The sequence below is a fragment of the [Limnothrix rosea] IAM M-220 genome (assembly GCF_001904615.1).
Taxonomy (GTDB): domain Bacteria; phylum Cyanobacteriota; class Cyanobacteriia; order Cyanobacteriales; family MRBY01; genus MRBY01.
Genome location: NZ_MRBY01000004.1, coordinates 115,605 through 135,658 on the forward strand (window position 1 = coordinate 115,605; position 20,054 = coordinate 135,658).

18 protein-coding genes and 1 riboswitch are annotated in these 20,054 nt (G+C 44.2%); of the genes, 11 read left to right on the forward strand and 7 right to left on the reverse strand.

Translation table 11 applies throughout. The annotated features are described in order from the left end of the window. Positions 1-269: 269 nt before the first annotated feature. Positions 270-533: a hypothetical protein gene (locus tag NIES208_RS18825; protein WP_171971698.1), complete on the reverse strand. Its 264-nt coding sequence runs from the start codon at positions 531-533 to the stop codon at positions 270-272. Here NIES208_RS18825 and bicA point away from each other — a divergent pair. The 5 genes from bicA to NIES208_RS03155 all read left to right on the forward strand — a co-directional run bounded on the left by bicA (position 448) and on the right by NIES208_RS03155 (position 4,713). After that, positions 448-2,142 (forward strand): bicarbonate transporter BicA, encoded by a 1,695-nt coding sequence (gene bicA / locus NIES208_RS03135; RefSeq protein ID WP_075889615.1) that lies wholly within the window; start codon positions 448-450, stop codon positions 2,140-2,142. The two genes, NIES208_RS18825 and bicA, sit on opposite strands and share 86 nt — an antisense overlap. 1,009 nt (positions 2,143-3,151) lie before the next feature. Next, positions 3,152-3,772, forward strand: a complete 621-nt coding sequence (locus tag NIES208_RS03145) for a hypothetical protein (protein WP_075889619.1) — start codon at positions 3,152-3,154, stop codon at positions 3,770-3,772. Positions 3,773-3,783: 11 nt separating this feature from the next. Further along, entirely contained in the window at positions 3,784-4,011 is a 228-nt protein-coding gene (locus tag NIES208_RS03150; RefSeq protein WP_075889621.1) for a hypothetical protein, read from the forward strand. Between the two features lie 19 nt (positions 4,012-4,030). After that, positions 4,031-4,198, forward strand: coding sequence for a hypothetical protein (locus NIES208_RS18830; RefSeq protein WP_171971704.1), 168 nt, complete (start codon positions 4,031-4,033; stop codon positions 4,196-4,198). A gap of 11 nt (positions 4,199-4,209) precedes the next feature. Continuing rightward, on the forward strand, positions 4,210-4,713 hold the full coding sequence (locus NIES208_RS03155) for a hypothetical protein (protein ID WP_075889623.1): 504 nt from the start codon (positions 4,210-4,212) through the stop codon (positions 4,711-4,713). Here the strand turns inward: NIES208_RS03155 and NIES208_RS03160 are convergent. Further along, positions 4,710-5,183, reverse strand: coding sequence for a hypothetical protein (locus NIES208_RS03160; protein WP_075889625.1), 474 nt, complete (start codon positions 5,181-5,183; stop codon positions 4,710-4,712). The genes NIES208_RS03155 and NIES208_RS03160 overlap by 4 nt on opposite strands. Positions 5,184-5,582: 399 nt before the next feature. On the opposite strand from NIES208_RS03160, the gene NIES208_RS03165 reads away from it, so the two are divergent. Continuing rightward, positions 5,583-8,300, forward strand: a complete 2,718-nt coding sequence (locus tag NIES208_RS03165; RefSeq protein WP_075889627.1) for a cation-transporting P-type ATPase — start codon at positions 5,583-5,585, stop codon at positions 8,298-8,300. A 9-nt stretch (positions 8,301-8,309) separates the two neighbouring features. Here NIES208_RS03165 and NIES208_RS03170 read toward each other — a convergent pair whose 3' ends face one another. The 3 genes from NIES208_RS03170 to NIES208_RS03180 form a co-directional block, all read right to left on the reverse strand. Continuing rightward, positions 8,310-8,750: a DUF29 domain-containing protein gene (locus NIES208_RS03170; protein WP_075889629.1), complete on the reverse strand. Its 441-nt coding sequence runs from the start codon at positions 8,748-8,750 to the stop codon at positions 8,310-8,312. Positions 8,751-8,918: 168 nt separating this feature from the next. Continuing rightward, the gene (locus NIES208_RS03175) at positions 8,919-9,398 is read right to left on the reverse strand and encodes a GNAT family N-acetyltransferase (RefSeq protein ID WP_216349346.1); all 480 of its coding nucleotides are present in this window, start codon (positions 9,396-9,398) and stop codon (positions 8,919-8,921) included. Between the two features lie 27 nt (positions 9,399-9,425). Further along, positions 9,426-11,129: a protein adenylyltransferase SelO gene (locus tag NIES208_RS03180; RefSeq protein ID WP_075889633.1), complete on the reverse strand. Its 1,704-nt coding sequence runs from the start codon at positions 11,127-11,129 to the stop codon at positions 9,426-9,428. 484 nt (positions 11,130-11,613) lie between these two features. On the opposite strand from NIES208_RS03180, the gene NIES208_RS03190 reads away from it, so the two are divergent. From NIES208_RS03190 to NIES208_RS03210, 4 genes are all read left to right on the forward strand, one after another. Further along, positions 11,614-12,342: a hypothetical protein gene (locus tag NIES208_RS03190; RefSeq protein WP_139324970.1), complete on the forward strand. Its 729-nt coding sequence runs from the start codon at positions 11,614-11,616 to the stop codon at positions 12,340-12,342. 619 nt (positions 12,343-12,961) lie between these two features. Next, positions 12,962-13,106: riboswitch (cobalamin riboswitch) on the forward strand. Between the two features lie 497 nt (positions 13,107-13,603). After that, the gene (gene metE, locus NIES208_RS03200; protein WP_075889641.1) at positions 13,604-15,850 is read left to right on the forward strand and encodes a 5-methyltetrahydropteroyltriglutamate--homocysteine S-methyltransferase; all 2,247 of its coding nucleotides are present in this window, start codon (positions 13,604-13,606) and stop codon (positions 15,848-15,850) included. Beyond that, positions 15,837-16,289: a hypothetical protein gene (locus NIES208_RS03205; protein WP_075889643.1), complete on the forward strand. Its 453-nt coding sequence runs from the start codon at positions 15,837-15,839 to the stop codon at positions 16,287-16,289. Before metE ends, NIES208_RS03205 begins: the two co-directional genes overlap by 14 nt. Continuing rightward, complete coding sequence (locus NIES208_RS03210; RefSeq protein ID WP_075889645.1) at positions 16,289-16,762, forward strand: hypothetical protein; 474 nt, start codon at positions 16,289-16,291, stop codon at positions 16,760-16,762. Before NIES208_RS03205 ends, NIES208_RS03210 begins: the two co-directional genes overlap by 1 nt. An 11-nt stretch (positions 16,763-16,773) precedes the next feature. On the opposite strand, the gene NIES208_RS18335 is transcribed toward NIES208_RS03210, so the two are convergent. After that, positions 16,774-17,031: a DUF29 family protein gene (locus tag NIES208_RS18335; protein ID WP_084176514.1), complete on the reverse strand. Its 258-nt coding sequence runs from the start codon at positions 17,029-17,031 to the stop codon at positions 16,774-16,776. Positions 17,032-17,102: 71 nt separating this feature from the next. Continuing rightward, positions 17,103-18,908, reverse strand: a complete 1,806-nt coding sequence (proS, locus tag NIES208_RS03220; RefSeq protein WP_075889669.1) for a proline--tRNA ligase — start codon at positions 18,906-18,908, stop codon at positions 17,103-17,105. Between the two features lie 135 nt (positions 18,909-19,043). Between proS and NIES208_RS03225 the strand changes: the two genes are divergently transcribed. Continuing rightward, positions 19,044-19,631, forward strand: coding sequence for a Uma2 family endonuclease (locus NIES208_RS03225; RefSeq protein ID WP_216349347.1), 588 nt, complete (start codon positions 19,044-19,046; stop codon positions 19,629-19,631). Positions 19,632-20,054 lie beyond the last annotated feature (423 nt).

The window sequence follows — 20,054 nt, forward strand, 5'->3', positions numbered from 1 at the left end:
ACAAAATTTAGAAACCGCAGCCCTCTCGATTCGATCTGCTTAAAAGATGATTAATTACATATTTATACTTGTAGAGTTAGTCTCCCTTTCTTTCACCTTTAATCAACAATATCTAACCATCTAAAAACTTGAGTATGTCCAAAGACTGTTAAAATCCTTAACGAAAATACCTGTATTTTGGTAAGTCAAAAATTCAGGGATGAGTAGCAGTCGGAAATCAGTAGATGGCGATCGCCTAAACAAATGTCTGTCATGCATTAGTTGCTTCATTAATAGATTATGCATATTGAAGTGATTTTTGTAATTTGTTTATTGTGAGTAGCCCCATGGTGAAGATTCGGCAACATCGAACTTTGCTCTAATCCATGGTTCTTAATCATTGCAACTCCCCTAAATTTTAATTTTATTGCTTTTTTGAACGATTTATCTTGAGGAAGAAACACACCTATGAGCGTTGTTAACAAGATCTCCTTTAGGAATTTTAAAGGAGATTTTTTTGGCGGTCTAACAGCTGCCGTTGTCGCTTTACCCATGGCACTCGCCTTCGGTATCGCATCTGGAGCCGGAGCCGCTGCCGGTATTTGGGGAGCCATTTTGATTGGCTTTTTTGCCTCTTTATTTGGTGGCACACCCAGTCTGATTTCCGAGCCGACAGGCCCTATGACGGTCATTCTCACGGCCGTTATTACTGAGCTTGTGGCGAATAACCCTGATAACCCAGCAAGGGGTTTAGCTATGGGTTTCACCGTGGTGATGTTGGCGGGTGTCTTCCAAATTTTGTTTGGAGTATTGCGCCTAGGTAAGTACATCACCATGTTGCCCTACAACGTTATTTCCGGCTTTATGACGGGCATTGGCGTTATCCTGATTTTTTTGCAACTTGCGCCATTTCTTGGGCAAGCTACCCCAAAAGGTGGTGTCCTTGGAGTTTTGCGTAGCTTACCGAGCTTGATTGGCAATGCGAGTCCTTGGGAAACGGGTCTGGGTATTTTAACTCTAGGTATTTTGTTCTTTTATCCCAATAAACTCAAAGCGATTTTGCCGCCACAGCTCACAGCCTTGGTTATTGGAACGGTTATTTCTTTACTATTTCTTGGCAATATCGAAATTAGAACGATCGCCACCATTGGTGTCATCAAACCGGGTCTCCCTTCGCTACAATTACCCATTATTTCCGTTGGCGAATTCCGTTTAATCGTCGTGAATGCGTTGATTTTGGCGACAGTGGGTTGTATTGATTGTTTGTTAACTTGTTTGGTTGCGGATAGTTTGACCCGTACGGAGCACAATTCCAACAAAGAGTTAATTGGTCAAGGAATCGCGAATATTATCACTGGTTTATTTGGTGGTGTGGCGGGTTCTGGTGCTACGACGGCAACGGTGGTCAGTGTGCAGGCGGGTGGTCGTACGGCCATGGCGGGCATTGTGCGTGCTTTTGTTCTCTTGATTATTGCGCTGTGGGCTGCGCCGCTCACTTCTGGTATTCCTTTGGCGGTGCTGGCGGGGATTGTCCTCAAGGTGGGTATCGATATTATTGACTGGGGATTCTTGAAGCGTGTCCATAAGATTTCTTGGAAGGCGGCGGGCATTGTCTATAGCGTTATTCTCCTCACTGTCTTTGTTGACCTCATGATTGCGGTGGGTGTGGGGGTTTTCATTGCGAATATTCTGACTATTGATCGTCTTTCTTCGGTTCAGCAAAATGCGGTTAAGGCGATTACGGATGTGGATGATCAGATTGTTCTGGGGTCTGAGGAGAAGCGTATTTTAGACCTTGCGAATGGCAAATTATTGTTGTTCCACTTGAATGGCCCGATGATTTTTGGGGTGGCGAAGGCGATCGCCCGTGAACATAGTGCCATTGAGAGCTACGATGTTTTGATCGTCGATTTGGCAGAAGTGCCGGTACTGGGCGTTACGTCTTCTCTGGCGATTGAAAATGCGATCCAAGAAGCCTTGGATGTTGGTCGCGAAGTGATTGTGGTGGGTGCTACGGGTAAAGTCCGCGATCGCCTCGAAAAACTCGGTATTGCTGGTCTAATTCCGGAGCAACATTGGCTGGGCGATCGCCTAATTGCCCTCGAAGAGGGTCTCCGGTTGATCGAAAATAAACAAGACTCTCCTCTGGGCAGCTATGCCTAATTGTCACCGCTAGATATGGTCATTTTAAGTAACGATGGGATAACTGAAAAGCTCAAGTCTCCCTTACAAAGGGGGATGTAGGGGTATCCTCTGTTTCAGGCTAAATTGGCATAACTACTATAATCTTGGCTTTTAAATATCAACTCTCTCCTTGGCTTTAATTGAAGAGGCAAGGGGATTTTTTATTGGTCGAAAAAAGTTTGGGGCGATCGCCTAAACATTGTCGTGAACCTTGTCCTAGGTCAGCTCTTCAACTTCTTTGGCTGCATGACGAATTTGACATGATTTGATTAGGTTAGGAAAAGTTCAGCGGAGATGCGAAAGGTGATTGTTCTGCATTTCTTCCCCACAGCTTTAGGACTATTGCAGAATTTATAGCTTACGAAAATCTTCCACAGGTCATCGCATACATTTCTCGATTTAATGCTGTAACTTCATATAGATTTTAAAAATAGATATTACATTAATTGTTACTATGATGTTTATATAAACTAGCAATACTAATCACAAATATCATAAATGTATTTTAATTCAGTATTACTACAATATTTTGGATACTAGAGCATGATAGAAGTGCTATATTTTTCTCAAACTGTTTATATTAGTGGTAATGACTTTTACGGGAACTATGAAGTTCCATTCCAGCTAATATCTTTTTTTTGCTCTATTATTCTTATCAATTATTCTATTTATAAAATCAAATTTTTTGGACAGGCTAAGTGGCTAGAAAAAAAGTTCCTTTTTGTAAGGCTAAAACACCACATCGTAAACGTATTGTTTTTGACTTCATTAATCATACTAGACCCTATTATTTGGGACTTGAGTGAACGATATCGAGAATATAATGATACTTTTCTGATATTAATACTTTTTTTTGATTTGTCATATTTGGGAATAATGACGTATATTTTTTCTTCTAAAATATGTAAAACTAATTTGTCGGAAATGTTTGTTTTGGCTAGAGTATGGTTATGTCTAATCGCAGCAATAATAATTATGGAATCTTTATATGGATGTATTTAATAACTTTTTGACAATTATGAAGAGAACTAACTTATTTTATTTTTGTATTTTACTCACAGCTTTATTTCCATCTGAAGCTTTAGCCGGATCGATTAATGGCATTCGTAAAATTTATGAAAATAATATCTATCAATGTTCTACAAATCGGTCTTGGGAAAGAGTTGATGGTGCTGGCAATATGAATTTTACTGATGCTCAATTCACAATGGGATGCCTGAATGTAGATAACACAGCCCGTTGGGTGATGCAAAGTAGTTTTACCGCCCAAACTAACTATGGTCCAAGCAACATGCTTAGTCGTTATATCCCTGAACCAAATATTCAAGGTGATGTTGTAATTTACACAAAACGTTTGCCCAAAACAGTTATCGGAGTAAATTGTCAGCGTCAATCAGAAACTTGGAAATGTGAAAACATTAAATACTACGAGTCACTTACTGTGACTACTTATGGTGAAACTTTATTAGATCCTTTAGGGGTTTACTATCAGCAACATCAAAGTTTTCCCGGTATTAATCTTCCGTTTACTGCCGCCAATAGTGAGCAGAGACGTTTGTTAAATCAAGCAAAAAATTGCTATGGCACAAGAGACTATTGCAATAACTAATATCAAATAAGATGAAAACCCAATCTATCGCTTTTTTAGCTCTGTTTTGTTTAGGGGTTGATCCTATTCAAACTTCTGCGCAAATTATTCCAGACAGTGTTTATTCCAGTCCTGCCGTAAATCAACATGATGAATGTCAAACTGCATTACGCAATGTGAAAGAGAAGGTTTCTAACGCAGGTGGATTTGTAGATCAACTATATTTCAGTAACGATTTTCAGTACCATAATCAACCTTAAATACTACGAGTCACTTACTGTGACTACTTATGGTGAAACTTTATTAGATCCTTTAGGGGTTTACTATCAGCAACATCAAAGTTTTCCCGGTATTAATCTTCCGTTTACTGCCGCCAATAGTGAGCAGAGACGTTTGTTAAATCAAGCAAAAAATTGCTATGGCACAAGAGACTATTGCAATAACTAATATCAAATAAGATGAAAACCCAATCTATCGCTTTTTTAGCTCTGTTTTGTTTAGGGGTTGATCCTATTCAAACTTCTGCGCAAATTATTCCAGACAGTGTTTATTCCAGTCCTGCCGTAAATCAACATGATGAATGTCAAACTGCATTACGCAATGTGAAAGAGAAGGTTTCTAACGCAGGTGGATTTGTAGATCAACTATATTTCAGTAACGATTTTCAGTACCATAATCAACCTTCTGGAGTTACTCGAAGAGTTTTTCTTTCACTTGGAGGAAGTGGAGCAGAAAATATTTTTAATTCTCCTATCTTTTTAACAAGCTTATCTCAAACTATATTTGATAATTGTTCATCGACAGGATTAGTGAATGTTCATATACCAAATCCTAATCGAGTTGATGATTATGGTTTAGTGAATGGAAAAGCACAAAAATTTGTTGACTGTTCAATGGAAATTCTTAGAAGAAATGGTCTCGGTATTGGAAGCTATATTTGGGGAGTTCAAGATTGTGCCTAGCAGTCACCTACAAGACCATATTCATGTCCGTATCGAATATTATGAAATGTTTTTTGACCGTTTTTGAAAATAGAGAAACTAGTCCAAGGATTTGCTGTATAGACTGAGCTAGCAGCTACTTGGTAAGTAAATTCATCAACACTTGATTTGAAAATGTGTACGCTACTGGATTGAACAACATCATATTGGACTTCTTCTAGTTTTATTGTCCGTCCATTAGACTTGTCATTAACCAAGATAAAAAACTTTTCTGGCGTATAGTAGCAGTAACCTGCTGGATCTATTGATCCTTCACTACATAAGGCAACTTTCACATCAGAATTATTCAAGCTGAGGTGTGAATCGTAATGCTCTGCTGTTGTGTGAGTTGCGCAGAATGGTAATGCATCAAAGGTCTGGGCTTTAACTCGATTGATACTAACAAATAAAGAGCCAGCAATCGCTGTACATATCAATGTAACTTTGTTCATCTTTTCTTTGTGTAACGGTGAAAAAGTAACGGGCTAATTTATCTTAAGTCAAAATCTCAAGTTGAAGTAAAACTACGAGATTTCCCGACTACCGCTTGATTAGCAATGGTTTTAAGTCTTTAGGAAATAGATTTTGTCATCCTTGACTTGATAGATGAGATAACGCTCCAATCAGAAAAAATATAGTTTGTGAAAATCTATGGGCGATCGCCCACCATCATCCCCTTTGAAAACTGCTTAAAAATTTTTCACAACAAGTTCAGAATTCCGCCAATAGATTATGGAGAGATATTTTCACCGTTAACAGGAGTGAAAGGTTTTGGTCGCAACAATTTAAGTCGATTCAAACGCGAGAAAAACTTATTAATATCGATAGGTATAGATCTCTAGTGAATCAAGATGGCGCGTGCAGATTCTCCTCGGCATTTCTACCATGACCAATCCATTAAAAACGTCCTTGCCGAGTTTCAGAGCGATTTAGAACAGGGCTTGTCCGCAGAAAAGGTCGCCCAAAACTATGAAACCTACGGCTGGAACGAACTAACCTTTAAACCCGGAAAACCAGCATGGCTCAGGTTCCTACTGCAATTTAATCAGCCTCTCCTCTACATTTTGCTATTGGCTGGCGCGGTAAAAGCGTTCCTCGGATCTTGGACAAATGCCGCCGTAATTTGGGGGGTTACCGTCGTTAATGCCGTTATCGGTTATCTCCAAGAGGCTAAAGCTGAAGGGGCGATCGCCTCCCTTGCGAAAGCAGTAACCACAGAAGCCCATGTGTTGCGGGACCATCAAAGGTTACGCGTCCCTTCCAAAGACCTTGTACCGGGGGACATTGTGCTGTTGGCATCGGGGGATAAAGTCCCCGCAGATCTACGGTTAGTCAAAATTCGTAATCTGCAAATTGATGAATCTGCCCTCACCGGAGAAGCGGTTCCCGTCGAGAAAAGCACCGAACTTTTAGCCTCTGATACGCCCCTCGCCGAACGGAATAACATGGCCTATGCGGGCAGTTTTGTGACCTTTGGGCAGGGACGCGGCATTGTGGTTGCCACAGCGAACGCCACAGAAATGGGACAGATTTCCCAATCGATGGAAAAGCAGGTCAGTCTCCAAACCCCCCTCACCCGCAAGTTCTCTAAATTTAGCCGCACCCTCCTCTACGCCATTTTGACCTTGGCGACCCTGACCTTTGCCATTGGTTTGGGACAGGGGGAATCTTGGGTTTATATGTTTGAGGCGGCGATCGCCCTAGCGGTGAGTGCCATTCCTGAAGGGTTGCCCGCAGTGGTGACCATTACCTTGGCGATCGGGGTAAATCGCATGGCCAGCCGTAATGCCATTATCCGCAAACTGCCAGCCGTAGAAGCCTTGGGGAGTGCGACAGTAGTTTGTTCCGATAAAACCGGAACCCTCACCGAAAATCAAATGACGGTGCAGGCCATTTATGCCGGCCAACAGCATTATGTCGTTAGTGGTGGGGGTTATAGTGCGAAGGGAGAGATTTTCCCCCGGGAGGATCAAGGGGCAAGTTGCCACCTAGATGACGCATTACCCCACACCTTAGCCGAGTGTTTATTAGCAGGGTTGCTGTGCAATGACTCCCAACTGAAACAGACCGATGATGATTGGTCGGTGGTCGGCGACCCAACGGAGGGGGCGTTACTCAGTTCGGCGGCAAAAGTCGGGTTTAGCCAAGCGGGATTTGCCTCAAAAAAACCCCGTTTAGATGTGATTCCCTTTGAGTCGGACTATCAATACATGGCGACGCTCCACGATGGAGAAGCGCGCACAATTTACGTGAAAGGGTCGGTGGAATCGCTCCTCAGTCGTTGTGATCAGATGCTTAATGGGCAAGGTCAATTAATCGCCCTAGAGCCCAGCACCATTACCCAGGTGGTTGATGAGATGGCTGCTCAGGGTTTAAGGGTCTTGGCTTTTGCGAAAAAAGAAGTGGATCATCATCAGCATTCGGTGGTGCATGAAGACATCGCTGCAGATCTAATTTTTCTCGGTTTGCAAGGGATGATCGATCCACCACGACCGGAGGCGATCGCCGCCGTCCATGCCTGCCAAAAAGCCGGAATCCACGTCAAGATGATCACCGGTGACCATATTAAAACAGCCCAGGCGATCGCCCAACGGATGGGAATAAGTGCAGCAGGGGAAGCCACTGCGTTTGAAGGAAGGCAGTTAGCCACGATGGCAAAAGAGGAGTTGCGCAATGTCGCTGAAACGGGTTCCGTATTTGCCCGCGTTGCCCCCGCTCAGAAATTACAACTTGTCGAAGCGCTCCAATCCCGGGGGAATATTGTGGCGATGACGGGGGATGGCGTAAATGATGCCCCTGCCTTGAAACAAGCCGATATTGGCATTGCCATGGGGAAAGGCGGCACAGAGGTAGCCCGTGAATCCGCCGATATGCTCCTCACCGACGATAATTTTGCTTCCATCGAAGCCGCAGTCGAAGAAGGTCGCACCGTTTTCCAAAATCTCCGCAAGGCGATCGCCTTTTTATTGCCTGTCAATGGTGGCGAATCGATGACCATTTTGATCAGTGCTTTATTGGCGCGGGATTTACCGATTTTGTCATTGCAGGTGTTGTGGCTAAATATGATTAATTCCATCACCATGACCGTCCCCCTCGCCTTTGAAGCGAAATCCCCAGACATTATGCAGTCTGCACCGCGCAACCCCAATGAACCGCTGATCACCCCACTATTATTGCGACGAATTTTGTTGGTGTCTGCATTTAACTGGGTGTTAATTTTTGGGATGTTTGAATGGGCAAAATCCACCACTGGTGATGTCACTGTCGCGCGAACGATGGCAATTCAAGCCCTAGTCGCCGCGCGGGTGATTTATCTCCTCAGCATCAGCCAACTTGGTAGAAGTTTGCTCTCTTACTTGCAAGGCAAAACTAAAGAAATTACCAATGCGCCCTTTTTAATCATTGGGATTGTGGCGGCGATCGCCCTGCAAATCGTGTTTAGTCAATGGAGTTTAATGAATCACCTATTTGAAACAGCACCATTAACGTTTAAGCAAGGATTAATTTGTCTCATACCGATGTTGCCGATGCTGCCTCTCGCCATTTTGGCTAATCGTATTGATCCTTAGCTTGAAGAGCTATGAATTATCCAAAATTTTGTCAATGCTGTAGGAGCAATTCGCAGGAAAAGCTTGCAGTGGTAAACCTGTTTCCGCCTTAGCACGCCGACGAGCAGTGTCATAAGCAGAGTCGAGAATAGTGATGAGATAGGGTTTTAAACTGGGTGAATCTTCGAGATCATCAATAATGCGGCGGCGATGTTCGATAATCGACGATTCCCAGCTACCAGATCGTTTTTCTGCTTGAACATCCCATTTCAATAAATGCATGAGTAGAATGATCAAATTACTCTTCAAACGATGGCGATCGCGTTTTCCCATAGATTCAATTTCGTCAATTAGGCATTCCCAATCAACGGACTCATACTCCCCTGAACGCAGTTTTTGCACAGTTAGTTGTAACCAAAGTTGATAGTCTTCGTCGTAAGCAACGTCTAGAGTAGTGCGAGTTTGAGTCATCGTAGAACAGAGAAACTATTAAACTTACAACTATTGTAGTTGTCGATAACTCTTGTTTGCTCCATAGACCTTCACTACTGAGCTGGCTAGAGTGCTACTTCAACCCAGCTTTTCAGGGTTATAACATCATCATTCAATGGCAATATCTTGGCGATCGCCACTGGCATTTTAATTTCGTTTCATCGTGAGTGAACCATTGCTTTTTCTAATAATCTCAAATCCAAAACGTTCGTAAAGCCGCACAGCTGGATTGCCTACGGAAACGCTTAACGAAACAGATAACCTCCCCAACTCAGATGCAAATAAATGAGTTAGCAATTGAGTCCCTACGCCTTGACCACGATATTCAGGAAGAACCGCAATACTAAGTTCGGAGGTGTTGTCGTCTACGTAGCCATAGCCCTGATGTCCTGCTCGCGGCGAGCGTAGCCATACCGCACCAATAGGCTGGTTGGTTTGTGTCTCGCTCCCAAGAAAACCGCGATCGCCCTCACGCCCCCAACCTTGAACATAGGAAGCTAGTTCTGGAGTTTGGATGATGTCTCGCGGTAAAGGAGCATGCTCCGGAGGGATATAGATGGCGTGATACAACATTTCCCAAAGAAATGGCTCGTCTTCTAATGCGAGGGGGCGAATGATGTAATTCATTGTCTCGGTTCCCATTTAGAGGAGTCTTTAAGACGAACAACTGTAGTGGGACACGCCGCCAGTATTAAAAAATTCTGCAGGTCTGAGACGGTAATATTTATCTTCTACTGCTTGGGATTGCTCGTCATAGGGATGGCTCAAAACTTCCTGTAACTCTTTCACCAAACTATAATCACCCTGCATTGCTTGCTCGTAAGCCGGCACGATTAACCATTCGCGCCACGCATATTTCGGATTAACTTGTTTCATTTTTGCAGAGATCTCAGCCAAGTCTCCTTCATTTATGAGGCGATCGCGCCAACCGTCTAACCAAGCCTGCCATTGCCCATCCAGTTGCGGAGAAGTATTACCATAAAAGCTCTTTTTCAGTGGCGCAATATCCTCTGGGATGTGGGATAACTCGCGGAATAAAATGGTGAAATCCACCTCTGTTTCGAGCATTAACTCCATCAAGGTTTTCACGGTGGATTGATGATATTCAACTAAGCCAAGTTTCGTCGCCCACACAGTTAAAATTTGCCCTTGCATCACTTCAGCAAAGCCACGGCGCACCTGATCAAAACGCTCTAGAGCTGCATCTTTTTCTGCGATGAGCAACCGCACCGATTGCCAAAACATATGAAAATTTGCTTCTGCGGCGGTGGGCTGATTAAAGAAAGCAAACTTTTCGCCACCACCAGTCCAAGGCTGAAACTGAGGGTCAAAATTTTCACAAAATCCAAAGGGGCCATAGTCGAGGGTAAAGCCACCAGCGGCGCAGTTATCGCTATTAAAATTTCCTTGGCAATAACCGACCCGCAACCAATTCGTTACCAGTGAAATTAAACGCTGACGGAATAGCCTTAGTAGCTCAACTAATTGATCTGTAAACGCAAGGTTTTGATCAATCTCACTGCTGTATTCCCGTTCAATTAAATGGGACACAATCATGCGCAACTCTTCCAAGGCCTTGGGATGGGCATTACTGCGAGCACGACGGGCAAACAATTCTATCTGACCAACCCGCAAAAAGGAGGGCGCAACACGGGTCGAAATGGCGATGGGATTATCCACTAAGACATCCGGCTCATAGGAATAAGAATCTTCGGAATACCAAGGCCGTTTGATGGTGTCCGATTTAGAAACATACAGGGTCAAGGAGCGCGATGTGGGCACACCCAAAGCATGCATATATTCCTGCGCTAAAAATTCCCGTACACTGGAACGCAACACTGCGCGACCATCAGCACCACGACAATAGGGCGTTGGACCTCCGCCTTTAAGCTGCATTTCCCAGCGCTCGCCATTAAATACCCCTTCAAAAATCGAAATGGCCCGACCATCACCGTAGCCATTGCCCGTACCGAAAGGACATTGCTGAATATATTCCGTGCCATAAATCGACAGAGCATAACCCGTCGCCCAACCATAGGGACGCATCGGCTCATGGGCAGGGGCAATATCCCCAGAAAAAACTTGGCGGAATTTTTCGTCAAAGGCCAGCTCATCGCTCAATCCCAGTTCTTTAAAGAAAGTGCTGCTATGGGCAACATATTCCGGCTCTGTGAGAGGCGTGGGTTTGACCGGAACAAAATGACCAGAAAAAACCTGACGGGCGCGGCGATCGTCACCATCTTCCGTGGCATCAGGATCAGCATTGAGATTATCCATCAGGGAATAATCCGCCAACTGCACAAATTCATCAAAAGTTGTGACGCGGGGTTCAGCAGATAGTTGGGATGGATGTGACATTGTTGCACCCGTATTTTTGGGAAAGGTTTGCGTTCCATTAAGGACTTTATAGAAGCTAGCATACTCAATGCGGCACTTATTAATCTGCTGATTCGTCGGTTATGGAAGTGTAAGAGGTTATTTCGGGGCTACTCCCATCCAACTTTTGAGCGTAGCAACGACTTCTTTGAGGGCAATGTCTTGACGATCGCCATCCTTGTTTTTTTTCCGACTCCTACTTTTTTATTCTTGAGGGATGTTCTAGGAACAATTTCACAAAGAATACTGATTAATCCGACATATATGAGCTTGACTAAAATTACTACTTTAGGACTATTTCCGAATGTGAATTCAATAAAAATCTTAGGGCTATTTTGGCAGGAATCAGAAATGAAAATATATGATTAAGGATTTAAATGCATTTTTTATAATGCATTTTGGTCAGGATATTTGAAATGAATTTTCCAATTACAGTTTAAGTATAACTATTAAGACATAGTAAAACATGCATTTAAGTAAAGCAAAAATAAATTTAATCACATATTTTTTAGGGGGAATATCCATAAGTCTAGTTTTAACTAGTATTCTTGGTCAGATGATGAGATTTTTCTCTAGCCAAAACAGATGGCAAAATATTTTGTCTACAATGTTTTATGTTGATAATGAAAAAAATATACCTACTATTTTCTCCTCTTTTTTATTACTTTTTGCGGCGAGTTTGCTTCTGATAATTGCCTATGATCAAGTCAAGAGGGGATTAGTCTCGCGCTACTGGTGGATATTAGGATTTGGTTTTGCTTTTATGTCACTGGATGAGTGGCTTTCGTTTCATGAGCGACTAATTGAACCTGTACATAATTTCTTCACTAGTCGTTTGAACGTAGAGCACTTGGGTCTTTTTCGATTTGCATGGGTGATTCCAGCTATTATTTTAATTATTTTCCTAGTGCCATATTTCTATCCTTTTTTGAGAATGTTACCTCATCAGACGAGTAAAAAAATTATTCTTGCAGCTTCAATTTTTCTATCAGGAGCTATCGGCACTGAGTTGATTGGGGGCTATTTTTTTGCATTATATGGCTCTAACAATTTTTCCTATAGCATGATTACAACTGTTGAGGAAAGCTTGGAAATGGCTGGCGTAATCTTGTTTATTCGCGGGTTGATGATGTTCATTCAAATGTCTCAGGCTGGGAGCATTATGAATGATAAATCTTCTAAAGAAGCTACTTAAATAAATTTATTGATTATATTGTTAATGCAATGACGTAGTAAATAATTAAATTTCAACATAAAGAGTGAAAATACAACGACTCAAAGCTGTTGATTTTCGACTCTGTGTGCATATGCAATTAATTAAAGGGCTTCTTGTACTCAATCTTTAATTTTCAAAGTAACGTCTTCCATGCAGTATCTTGGCGATCGCCCCCAGTTTTTGACGGGACTTCAAGGGAGATTTTTCAATAAAAACTGTACCGAGACAAAAGGCGATCGCCCTGCAAATCGTTTTTTAGTCAATGGAGTGTGATGAAGCATTTATTTAAGACAGCACCTCTCACCTTCACCCAAGGATTAATTTGTCTGATGCCGATGATTGCCCTAGCGATTTTCACGAATCGCCTTGAGCCCTAAACGTGACAACTGGCATAACGCCTAGAAAACAACAATATATCTGCAACAAACAAGAACACTCTATTTTTTTATCTCCCCCTAAGATTACTATTTCGCCATCAGAAAATAGCCCCATCATTGAAAAAATTAAAATAACAAAAGCCACAGCTATTTCAATAACACAAAAATCCACCATAAAAGAACCACTTTAAATCACCATTTTCTTCCAGCTTCCACTCAAAGTGGTAAGATAAATTATCGGTTCCGATGGGGAGCAGCCATCAGACGCAAGGGGGAAAGAGTAGTGCAAATCTACCGCTGTCCCGCAACTGTAAAGAGAAATACTATTCTCCAAGTCAGAATGCCCGCCGAAAATCAACCCGTTACATAACATCTGCGAGGTACAGGTGATGCTAAATCCAGCTTTTTTTCGATCTTTTTACTTACGCCGTCATTACATAAAGTTCCAGTCCTAGGCTCTCCCTAAGACTGAATATTGCCGATTATTAGGCTGCTTACGACCTTTTTGGGATTGGTTGAAATCCTTGCTGTGCTTGATTTTGCTTGTCTTGCCGCAGGTTACCCAATCGAGTGCGTGGCATTTTGTCCCTAGGCTCTGCCCACAAAGGAGCATTTCTCCGTGGCATGGCTTGGCGAAATATGGCGCACCCCAAAAATAGCACCTCTAAGGCAAGTAAAGATTGCCATCATCAGGGTTTATCTACTTGGAGATTTTTCCTTTAAACCCGTAGCAAAATAAGGGCAAGACTGTGCTCAAAATCATCCTATTTTTTATTGATGAATAGGCTCGGTTTTGCTTGTCAAAATTTGTTTTGAAAGTTATTGATTTTGTTGTTTTTATTGAAATTTAGGACGTTACAATTATGACGATTCAAACTGCAACTTTGGGTTATCCTCGCATTGGCAAAAACCGCGAAGTGAAGAAGGCTTTGGAGGCTTTTTGGCGGGGGAAGTCAGACGCGGAAACTTTGTTGAAAATTGTCCGTGGGATCGAAGCGGATAATTGGCAAACCCAACGGGATGCTGGCATTGATCATGTGGGGGTTGGTGATCATACTCTTTATGATCATGTGTTGGATTGGACTGTGCGGCTGGGTTTGATTCCTGAGCGTTTTCGTCATTTGTCTGGGTTGGAGCAATATTTTGCGATGGCGCGGGGGCGGGATGGGATACCGGCTCTGGAAATGACGAAGTGGTTTGATACGAACTACCATTATCTTGTGCCGGAAATTGCGGCGGATGCTAAACCCCAAGCCAATTTTGAGGATTTTTTGGCGACTGTGGGGCGATCGCAGATTATTCTTGGCGATCGCCTGATGCCCATTATCCTGAGTCCGATCACATTGTTAAAACTGAGCCGCGTCGAGGGCAACTTTGCCGCGCACCTCGATCAACTACTGCCCCTATATGGTGACCTCCTCAATCAACTCAAAGCCATGGGGGTTACGGCGGTGCAACTCCATGAGCCAATTCTCGTCACGAGCGAAGCTAACGATCTACAAGAGGCTGTGACGAAAACCTATCAGCAACTGGCCCAAGCGGGTTTAGCCATTCACCTCGTTACCTATTTCGACGATTTGGGAACGGCCTATCCTTGGGTAAAAGCATTGCCTGTCGCGGGTATTAGTCTCGATTTTACGCGGGGTAATAATCTGGAATTGTTGCAACGCCACGGTTTCCCCGCCGATAAGCGGTTGGGCGTGGGCATTGTGGATGGTCGTAATATCTGGAAGATTCGCCCAGAATCGGTATTATCTACGGTGAAAGCCATTCAAGCGGTGACGGAAAATTTTTGGATTCAGCCCTCTGCTTCCCTGCAATTTGTCCCCCACGATGCTGCCAGAGAAACTAAATTGCCGGAGCCGCTGCGTAATGTTTTGAGTTTCGCGGCGCAAAAGCTAGGGGAAGTGGTTATGGTGGCCAAGCTGCTTTCTGGGGATGATGCCAATGCATCGCTCACGACTTTGCAAGCCCAATGGTCAGCGTTTGAAAAATTTAGTTCGGCGAATACGCAGGTGCAGGCTGCGCTGAAAAAATTAACGGCTGATGATTTCCAGCGATCGCTCTCCTATACATTGCGGTTAGATCGCCAACTGCCCCTGCCCGCTTTACCCACCACCACCATCGGCTCTTTTCCCCAAACCTCCGAGGTGCGGCAGCTACGGGTGAAATATAAGCAAGGAAAATTGACTGAGGCTGAATATCAAGCCGCCATTGATGCCCATATTGCTGACTGTATCAAGCTCCAAGAGGACATCGGCATTGATGTGTTGGTGCATGGGGAGTTTGAGCGGACGGATATGGTGGAATATTTTGGTCAACAGTTATCGGGATTTGCGTTTACGACCAATGGTTGGGTGCAAAGTTATGGCAGCCGTTATGTGCGTCCGCCGATTATTTTTGGGGATGTGGCTCGCCCTCAACCGATGACGGTGCGGGAATTTAAGGTGGCTCAGGCCTTAACGGAGAAGCCGGTTAAGGGGATGCTCACGGGGCCTGTGACAATTCTCAATTGGTCTTTTCCCCGGACAGATATTTCGCGGCAGGAACAAGCGTTCCAGATTGCTTTGGCGCTGCGGGAAGAGGTGGCGGACTTGGAGGCGGCGGGTTCACTGGTGATTCAGGTGGATGAACCGGCGTTACGGGAAGGGCTACCGCTGAAGTTGGAAAATTGGGGTGAATATTTGACTTGGGCGGTGGATGCGTTCCGGTTATCGACGGCGATCGCCCAACCCCAGACCCAGATCCATACTCACATGTGTTATTGCGAATTTGGGGACATTATCCAAGATATCGAACGCCTTGATGCGGATGTCATTTCCATTGAAAATAGCCGTAGTAATAACCGCACGTTGCAGGAAGTGACGGCAGCGGGCTATTCCCATCAGGTGGGCAATGGGGTTTATGACATCCATAGTCCGGTAGTGCCGACTACGGAGCAGTTAACGCAGCAATTGCAGGCGGGCATTCAGACTTTACCCCTCAGACAAATTTGGGTAAATCCAGACTGTGGGCTAAAAACGCGCCGTTGGGAGGAGGTCGTCCCGGCATTGAAAAATATGGTGGCGGCAGCGCAGAAATTGCGGGGGGAAGCGAATGCAAAGGCCTAATGACCTCTGGCAAGGACGCTCTGGTCACTGGCAACATCGCTTTATTCAGCACAATATTTTGCACCTTGGGTACACCGCTTGGGCTGGTTATCTCAGTGGCGGACGAGGTGTGGTGATTTGTGAGGTTCGGGAGGCGATCGCCCCCACCATGGATTGGCGCATTGATACTTTAGATTTTCGTCAGGAATATGTGCCGCACAGGCAAGTGGCGCAGCGGTCCTCGGCGTTTAATTTAACCAGCGAGCAGGTCTCGATCCTGTTGCCGGCGATCGCCACCTATGATCCCACCGAAGCCATCGTGATCACCATCATCAGTGACTGTGGCATCGAGATAAATTTAATCCGCCAGACCAAGATTCCCCCCCGTGATTGTTACCACCAAATGCAACGGCGTTGGGCAGAATTTCAACTTGGCGAGAATCGATCGGAGAGGTGCTGATGAGCGAAATTCCCACGACCCCTGATTGGCAGCAAGATTTTATTGCCACCAATTTGCTCGCCCTTGGTCATAATGCTTGGACAGGCTATTTAGGCGGCGATCGCGGTGTGATTATTTGCAGCACGAACTCCCCTGCCATGGGCATCACCGGCGAAACATTCCAAACCCATTTTGTACCCCGTTCTCGTCTGGCAGCCTGCTTAAATGCTTGGTTGGCCGCGCCCGACACGGTGATTTTACGCCACCATTTTATGAATGCCCACATTCTAGAAGCTGTGGATACCTACGATCCCAGCACCGACTTAATCTTTCTCTTGGAAGCAGCGAATCAGGTCACATTTTTTAACCTTAAAAATCTCCCGATTACGCCCCCCCAATGTTACGAGCAAGTTTGTAAAATGCGGGATGAATTTCCCTTGCCATTCACTCCCAGACCCATTCCCTCAGGTCGGATTAGCGAATATGAAAAGTAGCACTTTTTGAATCAAGCATGCCTAATTTTTGGGTTGTGAGTTGGGGCTTCGGTCACGACTCCAACCCAATTTTTTATGGTTTTATTAACTCCATCATCTAGGGCAATAGCTGGGCGATCGCCTTTACCTATAGACTCAATTTCACCAATTAAATTTTCCCAATCTACGGCTTCATAATGACCTAAACGTAACTTTTCTAGGGTTTGTTGCAACCATAGTTGATAGTCTTGATCGTAGGCTGTACTTGGAATAATTGGGGTGTGAGTCATAGCAATTAAAAAGGGAAATCGTCTCAACCTAGATTAATGATAACGACTTCCCTTTTTAGCGTGATTTGAGCTTATTTTGTGGCTTCGTCTACCCAGCCTTTGATCGTAGAAACTACTTGATTGAGCGGCAGATCTTGGCGATCGCCCTCTTTTCTTTTGACAACTTCAACCAAGCCGTCCTTGAGAGATTTTCCAGTAACCACACGGAAGGGAATACCAATTAATTCAGAATCTTTAAATTTCACGCCCGCCCGTTCTTTGCGGTCATCGAGAATGGTTTCGACACCTGCCGCATTGAGTTCGGTATAAAGTTTTTCTGCCGCTGCCATTTGGTCGGCATCTTTAATATTCGGCACGACAACCACCGCATGATAGGGGGCGATCGCCACAGGCCAGATAATGCCATTTTTATCGTAGGATTGCTCCACTGCTGCCTGAGCCAAACGGGAAACCCCCACGCCGTAACAACCCATCACTAACGGCTTCGTTTTGCCATCTTCGTCGGTAAAAGTTGCCCCCATCGCCTCGGAATACTTCGTGCCCAATTGGAAAATATGACCCGCTTCAATACCCCGTGCTGTTTGTAAGGTTTGGCTCGGATCATGAACCGCGCGATCGCCAGCCATGGCGAGACGAATATCAACTTTCAATTTAGGCAAGGTAAACTCAGAACCCCAGTTTGCACCAAGGACGTGGAAATTGGTTTCATCCGCACCCGTAACAAAGTTTTTCAGGTCAGCGGCAGTTTCATCCACCATGCGCAGAAATTTGCTTTCAATCTCCTTTGAACCCGCAATATATTCATCTGCTAAACCGGGAGAAATATAGCCAAGCGGTAACGGTTTTGCCGCCCATTTTTGTTGCGCATCGGCATCGGGAACCGTTAACGAAATAATAGTTTTAGCTTTGTAATTCGGCGCAAGTTTTGTGAGTTCGTTGGTTAATTTCACTTCGTTAACATCTTGATCGCCACGCATCGAAATTAAAACCAAAACCGTTTTGCCGTTGTCATAAACCACTTGATACAAGACATTTTTCACAATTGCGGTGGGTGAACAATCAAGCAATTCACTTAATGTGGCGATGGTTGCAGTGTTGGGAGTTTCTCGCTTTTCGTAACTGGTGAAGGGAGACTCAACCATATCGGCAGGCAAAGAAACGGCTTTCTCAGTATTAGCAGCATATTTTTCATCGTCGGTGTAGAGAATTTCATCCTCACCCGCTTCCGCCAAAATCATAAATTCCTGCGAGCCAGAACCCCCGATCGCCCCAGAATCTGCCTCAACCGCCCGAAATTCCAGACCACAGCGGCGCAACATATTACGGTAGGCCTGATCCATTTCGGCGTAGGTTTCCTTGAGACTTTCCTCGTTGGCATGGAAGGAATAGCCGTCTTTCATAATGAATTCCCGACCACGCATCAAGCCAAAACGGGGACGAATTTCATCGCGGAATTTGGTTTGAATTTGATAAAGATGTTGGGGCAGTTGGCGATAGGACCGAATCATATCCCTCGCCACAGCGGTAATCACTTCTTCGTGGGTGGGACCAAGACCTAGCTCGCCATCAACGCGATCCGTGAGGGAAAACATGATGCCTTCAGCTTTCGTGTAGGTATCCCAACGGCCAGAGTCTTTCCAGAGTTCGGAGGGTTGGAGCTGCGGTAACAGGGTTTCCTGTGCGCCGGTCGCGTTCATTTCTTCCCGGACGATCGCCGACACTTTTTGCAACACTCGCCACATCATCGGTAGATAAGCATAAATACCACGGCCAATCCGACGAATATAGCCCGCCCGCAATAGGAGCTGATGACTGGGAATCTCTGCATCAGCAGGAACTTCTCGGAGGGTGACGAATAAACTTTCTGAAAGGCGCATGATTTCTCTATTTTTTTGGCGATCGCTGTTTAACCATCGTTCATTATGGGTCAATTTTCGGCATTTCGATAGGGACTTGTTTGAGTTGTGCCAAAATTAGAGCAAAGGCTGGCAATGTTAAGGGAGAAAATCGCAATGGTTGCAACTGTTTCACGGGGCATGACCCTTGAGGAATATCTGGCTTACCAACCGGAAGATGACGCTATCTATGAATTGGAAAATGGGGAGTTACGGGAGATGCCACCAGAAAGCGATTTAAATCAACGCATTGCAACTTTTCTCTTAATTTATTTTGCTCAATTAGGTATTCCCTCTTACTGTTTACGAATTGGCGCTGAGATTGCGGTCACTGGCTCTAAGGTTTCAGTGCGTGTGCCCGATTTAATGGTTTTGTCAGAGGAAGCGGCGATCGCCCTTGAAGGAGCAACGAGAGCAACCATCATGCTTGATATGCCAAAACCAGAATTATTGGTTGAAGTAGTATCGCCGGGAAAAGAAAATATTACTCGCGATTATCGCTATAAACGGGCACAGTATCAGGCACGAGGCATTAATGAATATTGGATTGTTGATCCTTTGACTGAAAAAATCACTGTTTTAACGATGAATGAAGGTCTCTATGATGAGGCTATTTTTGAAGGTTCAGAGCAGCTTGTTTCAGCTTTTCTTCAACAGAACAATGCAGAAGAAAAATTGATCGTTTCTCAAGTTTTGCAGAAATAAAAATATGATTCAATCGACAGTTTTTTAGATGATGAATCGATTAGTTTTGTTGATTGCAATCCAAACAGGAGTGAATAGGGCGATCGCCTCTTTTTCTTACCTGTAAATCTTTAAAATATTTCATAATCAAATAGTTAATATCAGATGATTATTACTCGATCTGAACTACGATTGTAGAGATTGCTTAATTCTGCCAGAAATTTGAACGAGCCATCTTCATTCGCCTATGGCTGAGAATCATTCAGTAAATATGCTCGTTATCGCCATTGCAAAAAATGATGAGACAACGAGAAAACACCAGTCTCCCTCCCAAAGAAGAATTCATAGTCAAAGCCAATAGACCTCTTGCATGAATAAAATAGAAAAAGATGGAATTAGGGGAATGAAGAAACAAAGCAATGTATTACGAAGAGCTAAAAGAGC

Coding starts and splice junctions, on each gene's coding strand:
- NIES208_RS03155 (WP_075889623.1), top strand. CDS start 4,210: ATGAAAACCCAATCTATCGCTTTTTTAGCTCTGTTTTGTTTAGGGGTT.
- NIES208_RS03210 (WP_075889645.1), top strand. CDS start 16,289: ATGAGCGAAATTCCCACGACCCCTGATTGGCAGCAAGATTTTATTGCC.
- NIES208_RS03170 (WP_075889629.1), bottom strand. CDS start 8,750: ATGACTCAAACTCGCACTACTCTAGACGTTGCTTACGACGAAGACTAT.
- NIES208_RS03165 (WP_075889627.1), top strand. CDS start 5,583: ATGGCGCGTGCAGATTCTCCTCGGCATTTCTACCATGACCAATCCATT.
- NIES208_RS03225 (WP_216349347.1), top strand. CDS start 19,044: ATGGTTGCAACTGTTTCACGGGGCATGACCCTTGAGGAATATCTGGCT.
- NIES208_RS03180 (WP_075889633.1), bottom strand. CDS start 11,129: ATGTCACATCCATCCCAACTATCTGCTGAACCCCGCGTCACAACTTTT.
- NIES208_RS03205 (WP_075889643.1), top strand. CDS start 15,837: ATGCAAAGGCCTAATGACCTCTGGCAAGGACGCTCTGGTCACTGGCAA.
- NIES208_RS03145 (WP_075889619.1), top strand. CDS start 3,152: ATGGATGTATTTAATAACTTTTTGACAATTATGAAGAGAACTAACTTA.
- NIES208_RS03175 (WP_216349346.1), bottom strand. CDS start 9,398: ATGAATTACATCATTCGCCCCCTCGCATTAGAAGACGAGCCATTTCTT.
- bicA (WP_075889615.1), top strand. CDS start 448: ATGAGCGTTGTTAACAAGATCTCCTTTAGGAATTTTAAAGGAGATTTT.
- NIES208_RS03160 (WP_075889625.1), bottom strand. CDS start 5,183: ATGAACAAAGTTACATTGATATGTACAGCGATTGCTGGCTCTTTATTT.
- NIES208_RS18335 (WP_084176514.1), bottom strand. CDS start 17,031: ATGACTCACACCCCAATTATTCCAAGTACAGCCTACGATCAAGACTAT.
- NIES208_RS18825 (WP_171971698.1), bottom strand. CDS start 533: ATGGGTAAAGCGACAACGGCAGCTGTTAGACCGCCAAAAAAATCTCCT.
- NIES208_RS03190 (WP_139324970.1), top strand. CDS start 11,614: ATGCATTTAAGTAAAGCAAAAATAAATTTAATCACATATTTTTTAGGG.
- metE (WP_075889641.1), top strand. CDS start 13,604: ATGACGATTCAAACTGCAACTTTGGGTTATCCTCGCATTGGCAAAAAC.
- proS (WP_075889669.1), bottom strand. CDS start 18,908: ATGCGCCTTTCAGAAAGTTTATTCGTCACCCTCCGAGAAGTTCCTGCT.
- NIES208_RS03150 (WP_075889621.1), top strand. CDS start 3,784: ATGAAAACCCAATCTATCGCTTTTTTAGCTCTGTTTTGTTTAGGGGTT.